At 49.2% G+C, this 15,100-nt stretch carries 16 protein-coding genes; 1 reads left to right on the forward strand and 15 read right to left on the reverse strand.

Features of this window, described 5'->3' with window-relative positions:
• Window positions 1-139: 139 nt before the first annotated feature.
• The 13 genes from phnP to phnC all read right to left on the reverse strand — a co-directional run bounded on the left by phnP (window position 140) and on the right by phnC (window position 11,551).
• Entirely contained in the window at window positions 140-904 is a 765-nt protein-coding gene (phnP, locus tag MY523_RS17355) for a phosphonate metabolism protein PhnP (RefSeq protein ID WP_250655940.1), read from the reverse strand.
• A complete protein-coding gene (gene phnN / locus MY523_RS17360) occupies window positions 901-1,515 on the reverse strand; it encodes a ribose 1,5-bisphosphokinase (protein WP_250655941.1) in 615 nt (204 codons plus the stop codon). Before phnN ends, phnP begins: the two co-directional genes overlap by 4 nt.
• A gap of 250 nt (window positions 1,516-1,765) precedes the next feature.
• Window positions 1,766-2,911 carry an alpha-D-ribose 1-methylphosphonate 5-triphosphate diphosphatase gene (locus tag MY523_RS17365; protein WP_250655942.1) on the reverse strand — a complete coding sequence of 382 codons (1,146 nt, stop codon included), beginning with the start codon at window positions 2,909-2,911 and terminating at the stop codon, window positions 1,766-1,768.
• A gap of 7 nt (window positions 2,912-2,918) precedes the next feature.
• On the reverse strand, window positions 2,919-3,617 hold the full coding sequence (gene phnL / locus MY523_RS17370) for a phosphonate C-P lyase system protein PhnL (protein WP_275975260.1): 699 nt from the start codon (window positions 3,615-3,617) through the stop codon (window positions 2,919-2,921).
• Window positions 3,618-3,638: 21 nt separating this feature from the next.
• Complete coding sequence (gene phnK, locus MY523_RS17375) at window positions 3,639-4,469, reverse strand: phosphonate C-P lyase system protein PhnK (RefSeq protein WP_305883234.1); 831 nt, start codon at window positions 4,467-4,469, stop codon at window positions 3,639-3,641.
• The gene (locus tag MY523_RS17380; RefSeq protein ID WP_275975261.1) at window positions 4,462-5,415 is read right to left on the reverse strand and encodes an alpha-D-ribose 1-methylphosphonate 5-phosphate C-P-lyase PhnJ; all 954 of its coding nucleotides are present in this window, start codon (window positions 5,413-5,415) and stop codon (window positions 4,462-4,464) included. Before MY523_RS17380 ends, phnK begins: the two co-directional genes overlap by 8 nt.
• The gene (locus MY523_RS17385) at window positions 5,412-6,647 is read right to left on the reverse strand and encodes a carbon-phosphorus lyase complex subunit (RefSeq protein WP_250655943.1); all 1,236 of its coding nucleotides are present in this window, start codon (window positions 6,645-6,647) and stop codon (window positions 5,412-5,414) included. The genes MY523_RS17380 and MY523_RS17385 overlap by 4 nt, the downstream gene beginning before the upstream one ends.
• Window positions 6,638-7,357 (reverse strand): phosphonate C-P lyase system protein PhnH, encoded by a 720-nt coding sequence (phnH, locus tag MY523_RS17390; protein ID WP_250655944.1) that lies wholly within the window; start codon window positions 7,355-7,357, stop codon window positions 6,638-6,640. The genes MY523_RS17385 and phnH overlap by 10 nt, the downstream gene beginning before the upstream one ends.
• Before the next feature lie 2 nt (window positions 7,358-7,359).
• Window positions 7,360-7,893: a phosphonate C-P lyase system protein PhnG gene (gene phnG / locus MY523_RS17395; protein ID WP_250655945.1), complete on the reverse strand. Its 534-nt coding sequence runs from the start codon at window positions 7,891-7,893 to the stop codon at window positions 7,360-7,362.
• A gap of 25 nt (window positions 7,894-7,918) precedes the next feature.
• Window positions 7,919-8,620, reverse strand: a complete 702-nt coding sequence (gene phnF, locus MY523_RS17400) for a phosphonate metabolism transcriptional regulator PhnF (protein ID WP_250655946.1) — start codon at window positions 8,618-8,620, stop codon at window positions 7,919-7,921.
• A gap of 118 nt (window positions 8,621-8,738) precedes the next feature.
• Window positions 8,739-9,545 carry a phosphonate ABC transporter, permease protein PhnE gene (gene phnE, locus MY523_RS17405; RefSeq protein WP_250655947.1) on the reverse strand — a complete coding sequence of 269 codons (807 nt, stop codon included), beginning with the start codon at window positions 9,543-9,545 and terminating at the stop codon, window positions 8,739-8,741.
• Between the two features lie 53 nt (window positions 9,546-9,598).
• A complete protein-coding gene (gene phnD, locus MY523_RS17410) occupies window positions 9,599-10,597 on the reverse strand; it encodes a phosphonate ABC transporter substrate-binding protein (protein WP_250655948.1) in 999 nt (332 codons plus the stop codon).
• Between the two features lie 96 nt (window positions 10,598-10,693).
• A complete protein-coding gene (gene phnC, locus MY523_RS17415; protein WP_250655949.1) occupies window positions 10,694-11,551 on the reverse strand; it encodes a phosphonate ABC transporter ATP-binding protein in 858 nt (285 codons plus the stop codon).
• A gap of 251 nt (window positions 11,552-11,802) precedes the next feature.
• Here phnC and MY523_RS17420 point away from each other — a divergent pair, with 251 nt between their 5' ends.
• Complete coding sequence (locus MY523_RS17420) at window positions 11,803-12,423, forward strand: MarC family protein (protein ID WP_250655950.1); 621 nt, start codon at window positions 11,803-11,805, stop codon at window positions 12,421-12,423.
• A gap of 40 nt (window positions 12,424-12,463) precedes the next feature.
• Here MY523_RS17420 and MY523_RS17425 read toward each other — a convergent pair whose 3' ends face one another.
• Together MY523_RS17425 and MY523_RS17430 are read right to left on the reverse strand one after the other, a co-directional pair.
• A complete protein-coding gene (locus MY523_RS17425) occupies window positions 12,464-14,383 on the reverse strand; it encodes a hypothetical protein (protein WP_250655951.1) in 1,920 nt (639 codons plus the stop codon).
• Window positions 14,380-15,093 carry an energy transducer TonB gene (locus MY523_RS17430; protein WP_250655952.1) on the reverse strand — a complete coding sequence of 238 codons (714 nt, stop codon included), beginning with the start codon at window positions 15,091-15,093 and terminating at the stop codon, window positions 14,380-14,382. Before MY523_RS17430 ends, MY523_RS17425 begins: the two co-directional genes overlap by 4 nt.
• Window positions 15,094-15,100: the final 7 nt, after the last annotated feature.

Genomic DNA, 15,100 nt, shown 5'->3' on the forward strand with positions numbered 1-15,100 from the left:
CAACAATAGGACATGGGGGCGACTATCAAGAAACTGGAGTGACTGCTGGGGCCGAGAACCTCTATTGGTGCGCAAGCGCATATAATTTAACTCCACATGCCTCAGCCATGTGGCCACTCAATACATTTAAGCACCATTGCTACAACTCCAACGCCAATCCATCATAGGCGACCGACACACCAAATGGCAGTTCATTTTTGAGTAACCATTCGTCCATTTCGTGACTGATATGCGTTAGCCAGGTATGGCGAGGGTTTACCTGCGAAATGGTCAACTCAACGGTTCGCCAGTCGTTATGGTTTAACGCCCGCTCTGTCTCTTCCCCAAAAGGTTGAGGCGGGTGGGTACAGTCAATAATTAAGATATCGGCTTTCCATTCCGCTAAAAAATTTCTGCTTTTGTCGGGCAAACCGATTGTGTCGGTTACATAGGCAAACTTTAGCCCTTCCTGCTCCACACAATAGCCAAGGCAGGGCTTCGAGTGATTGAGCGGAATAGGCGTGATATTGAGGCTGCCAAACGAAATCATGCTGAAAGCACTCAGGGCTGGCTTAAAGTCGAGTATCCCCGGGTGTTTAAACAGGTCATCACAGCCCTTTTTATCATCTGGCCCCCAAACAGGAATTAAAGTATTAACGCCCCAGCGAAGGTGAAACAGCCCTGCCACATGATCCATATGATAGTGGGTGAGCATCACCCCATCCAGCGTACCAGGCGGAAAACGCTCGGTCAGATCTGGCTGGCCGGCATCAAATAGCAGTGTAGCCTGTTCTGTTTCGAGTAGCAGGGATGATGGGCCTCGTCGTTTGGTTTTATCGACCCTGGCTAAATAGCAGCTTTTGCACTCGCAGCCGTAAACAGGCACTTGGCGAGCATCCCCTGTGCCTTGAAATCTGAGTTTCATTGGCTGCCCTCCCTGCTGAAGTCCACAACAGTTGGGCTTTCTCGGCTCATAATCTCAAAGAACGCGTCGACGGCATCGGTTAATGAGCCATTGTTATCAATGGTTTTCACCCCTTGATTTAATCCCGCGCTCAGTTTTCGTGCTCGTTCGATGCGCCGCTCAATCTCGTCACCGGACTCACGGCCGCGTTTAATCAACCTCTTTCTGAGGTCTTCTGGTTCAACATGAATATGCACTGGCACGAGGGTATGGGGGTATTTTTTGATGGCACTGGGTAGATAGCCTCTCGAACCATTAAGAATGACATTGATGCCCCTGGCAAGCCAGTGGTCTACCTCAACACCCACCCCATATGAAAACCCATTGGCCTGCCAGTGCATGGCAAATGCACGACTGGCAGCCCGTTTTCTGAACTCTTCGTCACTCAGCCAAACATGGTTCTCGCCCCTTAGTTCGGGCCTGCGAGTAATATAACGATGAGCGATAAAGCATCGCATATCATCATAATCTTCTTTGCCTGACAACCGCTCCCGGCAGCCTGATAAGATTGAGTCCTTGCCGGAACCCGATGCCCCCATCAGATAAAACAGCCTTCCATGTTGATTCATCATCAAACTATACCCTGTACCATCACATTATCGTTATTGTTTAATAAATTTACTATCAAAAACTGTGCGCAGCCGATGTTATACACTTACCACCGATGCCGTTCCTACTCCAACGATGTCATTCCCGCGAAGGCGGGAAACCATTGTCATAAATAGTCCCAAAACCTTGGATTCCCGCCTTCGCGGGAATGACAGAATTTTTTAGGCGTTGGCGAGGATGGTAAGCTTAATTAAGAGACATTGGCCTCTGCCCTCAATAGACCCTTTGGCCTCGGTTCCAGACATGCCTGATTAACGGGTGCTCACCGGCTGATTTAACCCAAACCAAATCGGCCCGTTTACCCAATTCTATCGCCCCTCGATCATTAAGACCGGCTGACTTTGCCGGGGTATCCGAGACTGTTTTTATCGCTTTTGGCAGATCATAATCATTATCCAATGCTGCCAGTTTGAATGCGGCATCCATCAGGCTGGCGGGGTAATAGTCCGACGAAAGAATATCCAATACGCCATTTTCAGCCAGTTCTTTAGCCGCCACATTGCCGGAGTGAGACCCTCCTCTAACAATATTGGGTGCCCCCATCAGCACACTCAATCCATGCTGGTGCGATGCTTTTGCCGCTTCAACCGTGGTCGGAAATTCTGCCACCGTCATACGATTATCCCGCGCCTCATCTGCATGCTCGGTGGTGGCATCATCATGACTGGCTAGCGGTATATCATTCAAGTGGCAGCGGTTGACAATGCTATGCCGTGCTGAGGCACTATACTTTGCACTGGCTTCTTTTTGCTTGCGTATAAACTCGGCCAGTTGCTCATCACTAAAACCGTACTTACCCTGATAGTACTCTCGATACTTCTCTTCTTTCACAAACTGACGCTGGCCTGGCGAGTGATCCATCACTGACACCAAATGAACCATGGGGTGATCAACCAGTGCATCAAATAGCCCCAACACCCCTTCATAGCTGACTTCGCAACGCAAATGAAGGTAATGGTTGGCACGATGAACCTTATCATTTTCAGCCAATTGCAAGGCGCTGATCATATCTTCAAGGTTTTTAAGACGGCTGCTACCATGAACGACGTCGCCTAATGATAAGGCGTCAAACACGGTGGTAATGCCCGATGCAACGATCTGCGCATCGTGAGTCACAACCGCCGAACGAGAGGGCCAGGTAACACCGGGTCTGGGGGTAAAATATTTCTCTAAATTATCGGTGTGAAGCTCCACCAGACCGGGGACTAAAAAATCGCCTTCACAATCTATGGCACCTTTTACCTGGCTTGCAGACTGCGACAGTTCTTCAATCATTCCATCTTCATCAACCACCACGGTACCCTTAAATATCTCATCAGGGGTCACAACCGAGGCGTTGGTTAGTATCATTTTATTCATAGCATGCTTACTCCGACTCTGTTCCGTTGGTCAGGTCAATCAAGCGATCAGCGACCACTGAGCGAACCTCTTCATCATGAAATATTCCAACAACCGCGACGCCTTTTTGTTTCGCCTCACAAATCATATCAACCACAATGTCTCTATTATGGTTATCCAATGAGGCGGTAGGCTCATCTAACAGCAAGATCGGGTAGTCAGAAATAAACCCTCGTGCGATATTCACCCGCTGTTGCTCACCGCCTGAAAACGTTGACGGCGCCAATGACCAGAGCCGTTCAGGCACATTGAGCCTGTTAAGTAACTCAGCCGCCCGTGCTTCTGCTTCATGGCGCTCGACCCCTTTCATTCTTAGCGGTTCCATCACCACATCTAAGGTGCTCACTCGCGGAATCACCCTGAGAAACTGACTAACATAACCAATGGTATGCTCTCTCAATCTCATAATTTGCCGTGGCTCCGCATCTGCAATATCAATCGATACCGAACCGTTGTATATATAGATCGAGCCTTTTTGCGGTTTATAGTTTGCATACAGCGAGCGCATTAGGGTGCTTTTTCCGCTCCCCGATGTACCATGCAACGCCACACACTCGCCTCTGCTGACGTTAAAACTCACATCATCCAAAACGGTAAAACTAATGCCGCCCTGATTATGCAATGTGAATTGTTTAGATAGATTCTGTACATCAATCATTACAGTCATATGAATCATTCCATCTGTTCGTTAGGGAGTCAGCACTGATGAGACCAGCAACTGGGTATAGGGATGCTGTGGGTCATCCAGTATCTGGTCGGTCAGACCCTGCTCAACCACTCTTCCGCGCCTCATTACCATCAACCGGTCAGCCAATAACCGGGCCACCGCCAAGTCATGGGTCACGATAATGACCGACAGCTGCAACTCCATTACCAGGTTGCGCAACAAATCCAGCAATCTTGCCTGCACGGATACATCAAGACCTCCGGTCGGCTCGTCCATAAAAATAAGCCTTGGACTGGTCACCAAATTTCTGGCTATTTGCAGTCGTTGTTGCATACCGCCTGAAAATGTTTTCGGTTGATCGTCTATGCGGCTTGCATCAATTTCGACCGCCGAGAGCCACTCCAGCCCCACGCTACGGATATCACCATAATGACGATTGCCTACCGCCATCAAGCGTTCCCCAATATTGGCCCCGGCACTGACATTCATGCGCAAGCCATCTCGCGGGTGTTGATGAACCACACCCCAATCACTCCTGAGCAGCTGTCTTCTTTTCGACTCGCTCATGCGATAAATATCCGCAACCGTACCGTCTTTTTGCTGATATTGAATGCTGCCCCTATCAGGCTCTCTACGTGCGGACAACGTCTCTAGCAAGGTGGTTTTTCCTGAGCCTGACTCTCCAACAATGCCCAACACTTCGCCGGGGTAAAGATTAAAATCAATATCCATGCAGCCTTTACCCGGCGCGTATAGTTTGGTCAGGCCCTCTACCGTTAATAACGGCGTCTCCTGCTCCGCTGAACAGGCCATATCGGCTGCTTGAACGAAGTCCAACATTGCATTATTCACGGCTCATCTCCGGTACTTGGGTGTTATTCGGCTGGTTTGTTTTATTCAGTGTGTTTTCTGTGCTAGAGCCATTAACGCAACTAGACGCAGTCGTTTGGTTGGCTACGGACGGGGCAGACCGCGTGTGGCAGTAATCGGTATCTGAACAGACATAGACCCTGCCGCCTTTATCATCGGTCACCACCTCGTCAAGGAAGCTGTTATCTGAACCGCAAATATCGCAGCTCGCTTCCCACTGCTGGATTTCAAACGGATAGTCTTCAAAATCAAGGCTCTCGACCTGTGTATATGGCGGAACCGCATAAAGCCGTTTTTCTCGACCCGCGCCAAACAGTTGCAGCGCAGGCGACTCGCTTAACTTTGGGTTATCGAATTTAGGAATCGGCGATGGATCCATCACATAGTGGCCATTCACCTTAACCGGATAGGCATAGGTGGTAGCAATATGGCCATAACGCGCAATATCTTCATACAGCTTTACATGCATCACACCGTATTCCTGCAAGGCATGCATTTTCCGGGTTTCGGTTTCACTTGGCTCTATAAAGCGCAAAGGCTCAGGAATAGGCACCTGAAATACAATCACCTGATCTTCTTTCAGCGCCCTTTCGGGGATACGGTGCCGGGTTTGAATCAGCGTTGCATGTTCTGTTTTTTCAGTGGTTGCAACCCCGGTTGTTTTAACAAAGAAACGGCGGATACTCACTGCGTTAGTCGTATCATCAGCCCCTTGGTCAATGACCTTTAAGGTATCATCGCTACCGATAGCCGCGGCGGTAAGCTGAATCCCCCCCGTGCCCCAGCCGTAAGGCAGTGGCATTTCCCGCCCGCCAAAGGGTACCTGATAACCTGGAATCGCAATCGCTTTAAGCAGACTGCGTCTGATCATGCGTTTGGTTTGCTCATCCAGATAGGCAAAGTTATAACCCTGCAATGATTCACTCATGATGCTAACTCCCTGGATTCGATCTCTGTCCCAGCTGACTCACTGGCGGCCTCACCGCCGTTATTACCTCCGCACACTTCGTTTTGGGCGCTAAACTCCTTGCGTAATCGGCGAAGCAGTTCAAGTTCTGATTGGAAATCAACATAGTGAGGCAGCTTCAGGTGCGAGACAAAACCATTCGCTTCAACGTTGTCACAGTGTGATAGTACAAACTCCTGATCTTGTGCCGGCGACACTTGCTCTTCTCCCAGTTCATCAGCACGAAGTGCACGATCAACCAAGGCCATCGACATCGCCTTACGTTCACACTGCCCAAACCCCAGCCCATAACCTCGGGTAAAGCGTGGTGCTTCGGTTTTTGAACCACTGAATTGGTTGATCATCTCGCACTCTGTTACATAGATGTCACCCACTTCTACCGCAAAACCTAACTCTTCCGGCTCAATTTCAACCGCCACCTCTCCCATTCGAATCTCTCCGGCAAACGGGTGATTTCGGCCATAGCCGCGCTGGGTCGAGTAACCTAGGGCCAGCAAGAATCCTTCATCACCTCTAGCCAATGACTGCAACCGGGCTGACCGGTCAGCCGGGAAGGTCAGTGGTTCACGGGTAATATCTGTTGTTTTTTCAGGGGCTGTTGACCGAGCATCTGGCTGCTGGAACGATGCTGGCTCAATAAGGCCTTCATGATTCAACAGATCAAGTACCCGGGGGCAGTCTTCCGTTAAGGGCTCTTTAGCAACAGGTGCAATACCTTCTGACCCGGCACCGATGTCACTTTTTCTGCTATCAGCCATGGTGGAATCTGCACCCGTTTCCTGCTCTTCTGCCAACAATTTAAAATCCAGCAGGCGGTGGGTATAGTCATAGGTTGGCCCTAACACCTGTCCGCCGGGCAGGTCTTTGTAAGTCGCTGATATACGGCGCTCTATTAACATCTCAGCGGTTTCTAGCGGTACCGACTCGCCTAATCTGGGCAGTGTGGTACGGTATGCCCGTAGCAGAAAGATCGCTTCCACCAGGTCACCACTCGCTTGTTTAATCGCTAACGCAGCAAGCTCTGGGTCATAAAGTGAGCCTTCGGTCATCACTCTGGCGACTGCCAGCTTTAACTGCTGCATAATCTGCTTAACCGACAACTCGGCAATGCCTCGATCACCCCGGCGTTGCTCCGCCAACAACTGATGGGCGTTATCGATGGCTTTTTCGCCCCCTTTAACCGCTACATACATGACGAGTCTCCCGATTGAATACCTGCAACACTGGCCCGTTCGGCATGAGACTTGGCAACCTGAGTGGTGCGGGGTAGCGCCATCAGCTGCTCTCCGCAGGTAAAAATAAAGTCATACCCCATGGGGAAGTTCTGTTGATTACTCTTGATGAGGCTTAAATGCCCGTTATTAAGGCCTTTAACCGTCACCTGTCGAGACTCTTTGATTCCCGGCCCTTTCAACTCAATATCACCACTCTCTGCCAAATGCTCAGCTTCAAGAATCAGCGTGGGAAATCGATCTGGGTACTCTTCACTGCCTTGTTTAAAGCTATTCAGATCTTGCCACTCAGCCAATTTAATAAAAACAAAATCCGCCTCTGAGGGCGAAGAGACCAGCGAGCAACCGCAGTAAAACCGTAGATTTTCTAAAAATGCAGTCGTTGATAACTGCGGTGAGACCCAAACCGAAATATCCTGATCAATCAACGTTAGCGCTACACTAAAGCTTGCCGATGAGATGTTGTCAGATGTGTCGAGAGCTTCTAGCGATACCAGCTGCCCTGGTTCAGACATCGCCTTCATTATTTTTCTGAAGCAACGCTGTGACTCAACCACCTCATCCTGAAACCCTCGCCACAGAAACTGGGTCTTTGTCGTTGACGGTTTATGTAGCGCAGCCGTCAGGGTTTGTTCTTGGTTTTCTGCGATGTGGTCTGTAGATGCCTGCACAATTACTCTCCTCTGACCATGGTAAAGAAATCAACTTTTGTCGCGGCTACGGCTTTTGAGCGCCGGGCTCGTTCTGCCTGCCAAACATCATCGAGCGGGTTCAGCCAGTCATTTAATAACGCCCTGTGCAGCTTTGGGTCATACTGTTCTGTGTCTTGCAACAGAGCATCGAACGATGCGGCCAGCTCTGCATGTCGCTTACTGCGTCCCTGCACATAACCAAAACCTGCGGTGCCATTTTCTAGCTCTACTACGCAACGAGTCATGGTCATCTCGCCCAGATTAAAGGGGGTGCCACCTCCGCCAGCCCGGCTGCGAACCATCGTCAGACCTATTTCCGGCGTACGGATAAGCCTTGTCTTAGGCGGGTGAACTAACGCCTGCCAACGACGTTCCAGTTCATTAACAGACGCCCGGGATAAAACACTCATCCAGTGCTGGCGAGGTGTCTTGCGCTTTCCTGGCGTCATCGCCTCTGGTGGCTCCTGGCAACGACTTGTTGCGCTGTCGCCCTGTGGTCTAGCATCTACTGTCATTTCGAATGTCCTAACGATAAAACCATTACTCTTCTGGATTAATTTTCATCTCAAATACATCAGACCGGCTTCTGGAAACCGAATATTCAATCACTTCATTGCTCTCTTTAAGCCTGTTGTTAGAGCGAACAATAATCAGCGGCAGGCTTCGTGAGCACTGCAACTGCAAGGCCTCTTCCCGTGTGGGCAAGCTGGCGCCAATCAGGCTTTGATCTCGCCTGATCTTTTTCTGGTACTCGGCCTCGATCAGTTGATGCAACGAACCAACTTTGTACTTACCGGCGATACCGGGCAGCAGGCTTGACACCAAATAGTGGCTAATCAGGCAGACCGGTGTCTGATCAATACAGCGCACCGTCTCGATATGGGTGAGAGCCGTTCCGGGTTTTACCCACATGCGCTTTGCCAATTTGATGTCCGCGCTGATCTCGCGGATAGACCTGACTTCACAGCTCGCCTCTAACCCCATTTCTTCAAGAGACTCGGTAAACCGCCCCTTTGAACGAAGGCTATATTCAATTTTGTTGTCCACCACCATGGTGCCTTTGCCATGTTGCCTTAATAGCAAACCCGCACTGACCAGTTCGTCTACGGCTCTTCGCAGCGTGTGCCGGTTAATAGCAAAACGCTCTGCCAACTCCATTTCAGACGGTAAAAACTGCCCACTTTCGAAGTGGTTTCTGATTTCACTCTCCAGGGCTTCCGCTACGTCTAAATACACCGCCATCTCATTTTCCCTCCCTGTTATCTGGATGTGCTGTCCAGGGGTAAAGCCCTGTCTTGCTGTTTGGTGTCTAGATGTCTAGACAACCTGCAATTTCGCCATTCGCATATCGCGCTAAAAGTTAGATAAAGCGTCTGCGAATCAGCTGCGACAGCATGTCCAGCAACGTTACCGTCACCACGATCACAATCATCACGGCACAGGTTTCGGCAAACATGAAACCGCGAATGCTCTCCCATAGAATCACCCCAATACCGCCTGCGCCGACCATGCCTAATACCGAGGCAGAGCGGACATTCGATTCAAAACGATAGAGCGAATAAGAGATCCACAACGGCAACACCTGAGGAATCACGCCATATATAACTTCTTGCAAACCCGATGCGCCGGTCGCTCTGATACCTTCAACCGGCCCTGTATCAATCGCTTCAACCGCTTCAGAGAAGAGCTTTGCCAACACCCCTGTGGTGTGTATAAATAGCGCCAATACACCTGCAAATGGCCCCAAACCAACAGACACAACAAATAGCATGGCAAACACCATCTCGTTGATCGCCCTGAACGCATCCATCACTCGACGAGTGGGCTGATAAACCCACCAGGGAACAATGTTCTCCGACGACATAATGCCCAAAGGAATGGCCAGCACTACAGCCAAGACAGTGCCCCATACTGCAATCTGAATGGTTATCAGCATTTCGCTTAAATGAAGACGCCACTGGGAAAAATCAGGCGGGAAAAAGTCCGCTATAAATTCCGCCATATTCCCGGAATCATTGACCAGGCTCGCTGGTCTCATCTCTGCGCCTTCCCAGGACCAGGCCAGCACTAAAAACGCTGACGCCCATATAAGCCAGTGGCTCCAGTGTTTTTTTGGTGGTGTCACCGCAACGGTCGGTTTATTTTCTGCTGTCATCACATGCTGCATAATCAGTCTCTTTCACCAATAAGCGAGGGATCAGATCCCTCGCGAATACTTGACTACTTACGCGCATCTAATGCCGCAAGACGACGTTCTAGAGCACCCAGTTGGGCATCAATAGAGGCAGATTTTTCTGCTTTTTCGTTTGCAGACAGTGTTTCGTCGTTCTGAATCTTTAGCTTGTTTTTGTACAGAACCAATTGGCGAATCGGTAGCAACTGGTCGTCACTTGACGCAATAAAGGGGGCCCACTGAAGATCTGCCAGTATCTTGGTCTGACGGGCATCACCGGTAGTGCCGTATTTAGTGAAGAAGTTATAAATCTTGGCTTTTACTGGCTCAGGCAGGTTCTTACGCCACACGATTGGGTCAGCAGGGATTAAAGGTGACTTCCAAATAACCTTTACCTGACTCGCCTTCTCCGGGTTGGTAATCTCCAGGCGGCGGAGGTTCTCGGTATTATTGGTGGCAAAATCTACCTGTTTGTTGGCCACTGACAAGAGGTTCGCCTCATGACCGGCATTCAACACACGCTTAAAAGCGGTTTTAGGGTTAACCTTGTTCATCGCGAACACATAATAAGAAGGGATCAAGAACCCGGAAGTCGAGTTTGGATCACCATTACCGAAGGTTAATTCCTTGCTGTTTTTAAAGATATCTTCGATGCTGTTAAGCTTGCTATCTTTATGAGTGACAAGCAGCCCCCAATACCCTGGATTACCCTCAACATCAACCGTTTGAGCAAATATCTCCCCCCCGGCACGGTCAACGGCTTCCATTGCAGACTTATTGCCATACCAAGCGATATCCACTTTATCAAAACGCATTCCTTGTATAATTCCCGCATAATCGGATGCAAAGAACGGTTTGACCTCTACACCCAGCTCTTTGCCCATATCGTCAAGAAAAGGGGTCCAGACTGCTTTCAAATTTTGGCTCGACTCAGTGGAGATGATACCGAAATTGAGTGTTTTCATTTGCTCCGCCAGCGCAGAACTAACCAATGTCACCACCATCATGGCCGCAACCACTAAGCGCTTTGTTATCCGTAAAATCATGTTTGACTCCTGAAAGTCACTAGGTTTAAGTAAGGGTTTCTTTTGAGATAGCTAGTTATTGAGATAGTTGATAATTGAGACCATCAAGTGACAGCCTCAGCCTGCTTCAGCAAAAGCCATAGCTCCGGAAACACCCAGATTTACCGGCTTTTCACTTGAATGATTTGGTGCCTGATCGCTACCCATAGCAAGCTCAGAAGCACCATAAATATTGGCCAGACGTTCATCACTGAGCGCAGTGCTGGCACCATCGAAATACAGTTCACCGCCCTTTAAGGCAACAGCTCTTTGGCAGTACTTTCTTGCATACTCCACTTGATGCAGTGTCACGATGACGGTTTTATGGTCGTTCTGGTTAATATCTTTGAGGATATCCATCACGGTGCGTGCGGATTCAGGGTCAAGCGATGCAATAGGTTCATCAGCAAGAATAATTTCAGCTTGCTGCATCAACGCTCTGGCAATCGCAACTCGCTGTTGTTGACCACCCGATAAGGTATCGGCACGCTGGTAGGCATACTGCGCCATACCGACCCTTGCTAACGCTTTAAGTGCCTGGCGTTTTTCATCTTTAGTAAACAGGCTGAGCGTTCCACGCCAACTGGAAATGCGGCCTAAACTTCCCATCAGCACGTTATTGACGACACTCATACGATTAACAAGATTGAACTGCTGGAAGATATAACCAATTTTGGCCCGCGAACGACGCACGGTATGGGCGAGCTTGCCCTGCTGTTGAATGGTCTCACCCAAGATTGAAACTGAGCCCTGACCGCCTTTATCTCCCCAGGTTAACCCGGCCATATGGCGCAGCAACGTCGATTTACCCGACCCGGAAGGCCCAATCAGGGCAACCATTTCCCCACTCGCAACAGACAAGTCTATCCCTTTTAACGCACGGTTGGAGTTATTAAACGTTTTGTGAAGTGATTGTATCTGTACGACGTTGCCCATCTCTTCCTCGCATTCTTATCTATTATCACTGGCGATTAGTTAACCAACTTGTCTAGACCAGCTGGAGTAATATTGACCAGCTTGTCTAGACAATCATGCGAGAAGAATGTGACAGTTTCTTTCAACTACTATTAAGAACAGATAAACAAACGATTACACTAAAAAGACAAGCGACCACAGCCGTCAATGATCTATAATCCGGCGATAAAAGCGTTTTGCGATAACAGGTTAAATGAAAACCAAGGACTTCTATGAACTGGGATACGATTGTTAAAGAGTTTATTTCGCTGTGGGTCGTTATCGACCCCATTGGTTCGATCCCGGTTTTTATTGCCATAACGACGGGCTTGCAGGCATCAATGCAGCGAAAGATAGCCATCAAAGCCGCTTCAATTGCGGCGGCGATATTGCTATTTTTTCTGGTGTTGGGTCAGTTACTGCTTGAACAACTCAGTATTTCTCTTGATGCCTTTCAAATTGCAGGCGGCATTGTGCTGTTTCTATTTGCCCTAACGATGATCTTTGGTGACAGTAAACCCGACGAAGAGAAGAAACAGATTCAAGGTAATATTGGCCACTTGGCGGTATTTCCGCTGGCGATTCCATCGTTGGCTTCTCCCGGGGCGATGCTTTCAGTGGTGATGCTTACCGATAACCATCGTTTCTCGCTGCAAGAGCAGATTGTTACCGCTCTGGTGATGCTATCGGTCATATTTATTACGCTTATTCTGTTTCTAATGGCAGGGCCTATTCAAAGAGTTATCGGCAACGCGGGCGCCAGCGTTGTGAGTCGTGTGATGGGGCTTATTTTGGCATCGGTTGCAGTGAATAATATCTTGATTGGCATTACTGCCTACTTCCAGCTGGGCTAGGAACTAAGAACTAAGAACTAAGAACAGACATCAATGCCCCTTACTCAATCCCCAGTTGCAACTCGTAGGCGGGTTCTGCGGTGGGGTCATTAGTGTTCATCATCAAGATCATTCTGCTTTTGCCTGTTGGCGTATAACCGGCAGCGATGGTTTGTTCAATCAGTCGCCCCCATGCATCTGGAATGCCCGCGCCCGGGCCATTATAAACAAGGTAGGTACACTTGAAGGCGGCAGCTTTCTTTGCTCTGTAAGGCCCTTTGTTTCTTGGTTTACCTTTGTATGGGAACGCTAAACGGAACTTGAGCGGCTCTCCTTCTGCAATTTTATCGTTAAAAAGAATATGCAGTGACCCATCAATAGAACCACCCGACTTCACCAACGCGGCTCCCGCCCTAAAGGCATTCTTTTTAATAGAGGCGGCAATATCCTCCGCCTTTACCGATAGCTTAAGGCCATAAAGTGACTGTGCCGCTATGGATTTGGTTTTTACGGTGATCGTTGACGCTACTTCAGGCTTTGCTGAATCAGCATCTTTGACGTTGTCAGGGGTCGGGTTGGCTGCTGGTTGCTTGGTAATATTGGCGTATCTCACCGTTCGGTTTTGTGGATGGCAGGGGCCGGTTATCTCGCTTAACTCGTCTCCGGTAGCAGCATCAGCCCCCATAAACTCCAGCCACTGCCGCGCCTTTTCACCCTTCCCTCCTAACAGTGTTGCATTAATAAATGAGCGTCGGGCTGCGGCTTTATCATCCAGCTTTAGCTGGCTAACACCCAACAGTAGATTGGCGTGGCTGACATACCGGTCATCTAACACGTTGCGACAAGCGGCAAGCATGGTGTTGTTCATATCCTTCCACTGTGACTGCTCCATCTGCAATTGCGCAAGGCGTATAAACAGATCCATGTCTGTGATTCGGCTAATGGATTGCTTAAGGGTATTGGCCGCTTTCTCTTTGTCCCGGGCCTGCAACCAGTACTCAAAAGTTCGCTGTAAATTGGCCTCATTATTCTCTACTTCACCTTGGGCCATCGCTTGCTCCAATACTCTAGCCCCTTTTGCGGCAGCCTGATTGGCAACATACAGGTCTGCCAGCAATATAATATCCTGAGAACCAAACGGGAGTTTTTTCTGCCTGGCTAACGCCAGCTGGTCAAGTGCCTGTTTACGCTTATCCTGGCGCAGAAATACAGACGTTAGCTGCCGCCAATAATTGAATGTTTTGGGGTATAGCTGAATCAATCGTTGCAGCACACGCTCACTCTGGAGGTAGCTACCGGCGTTGTAATACAAGGCCAGCATTTGGTTAAGCTGTGCCTCGGTTAACGGGGTTTGTTTTCCAGAATTAGCGTTAGGTTCTAGCTGCCTGCTGGATTGCGAAGCTGAAGTTGAAGGCGAACCCAGCGGTATACTATCCAGCGTTTCAACCGCCGATAAGTAGTCTTGAGTACCGAAATAAGACTGGGCCAGCAGAATTTTTGAGTCGACATCCATTCCCCCGGGAGTACTCTGCTGGTCTAATTGTTGGGACGCCGATAGTACTCGCAAGTTCTCTTGCAGCCGATTGAACGTTGCAATAGCCTGGTGGTATTGTTCTTCGATAACATAGATGCTCGCCAGTTCTTTTAATAACTGAGAGTTAACAACTTCAGATAGTCCGCCTGCTTCAAGCGCGGCATTATAATATTCAATGGCTTTAGCATAGTTCTTCTGCTCAACGTATTGGTGCGCCAGGTAACGACCGGTGGTGGATTTGCTATACGCATCGGTCATACCGTTAATCTGCTGTTCCAATTCCTGCAAAGATAGAACGGTCGACTCATCCAACTTAATATTAGGGTCGAGATATACCTTACTGCGATAATAGTCCGCCGAAACAGCATGGCTCAAAAGCACAGATAGCAGTACAATCGCTTTGACAAACGAAACATAACCGCCCCCAGTCGCCATATGCACGCTCATCGGTAAGCCACATTATCAGGGTAGTTTTTCCAGTACAGCGATATTTTTTGTGTTAATACCATATCACCGGTGTAGTTTTTTATTCCGCTTACGTCATAGCGCCACAGTGCCACAGCGCGCTTTGCCTCCTCTTCGAAGATACCTTTTGGGTTTGCATCCAGTATGCGAATATTACGTGTATGGCCTGACTGGCTTACATTAAATGCCACTAGCACCCAGCCATTAAGCTTATTCTCCCATGCCAGTTTGGGGATATTGGGACGACGTGTCGTATAAGGTGAAATTTCGATATAACCTTGGTTATCTTGACCCTCTCCGAGCAGCTCCAGGCCTTGCCCTAACGCCGGCATTGCCCACTGCCCCTGTGAGGGGCCGACATTGATCGATAGTGACCCTATGTCAATGCTTGGCATAACCTGATCACTCGCCGTAACTGGCTCAACCGACAGCGCCTGCAACCGCTCCATCTCAGGCTCTTTGTTGGCTTCTGGAATGGGCTCAGGTTCCGGTTCAGGCGGCTGCGCTTTGGGTTTGGGCGGAGCGCGGTACAACTCAACAAAGGCGGCTAACTCAATAGTTTCAACCGTTTCGGCGTCACCATGAATTAACCCTCTCATAAACAGAAAAATTGCCAGCGTGATAGCCAGCGCAAGACTTAATATAAGCCCCCCCCTGGCAATACTTAAGGCGATATTAATGGGCGCTGACATGGCAATC

It is taken from the genome of Alkalimarinus coralli (assembly GCF_023650515.1).
GTDB classification, from domain to species: Bacteria; Pseudomonadota; Gammaproteobacteria; order Pseudomonadales; family Oleiphilaceae; genus Alkalimarinus; species Alkalimarinus coralli.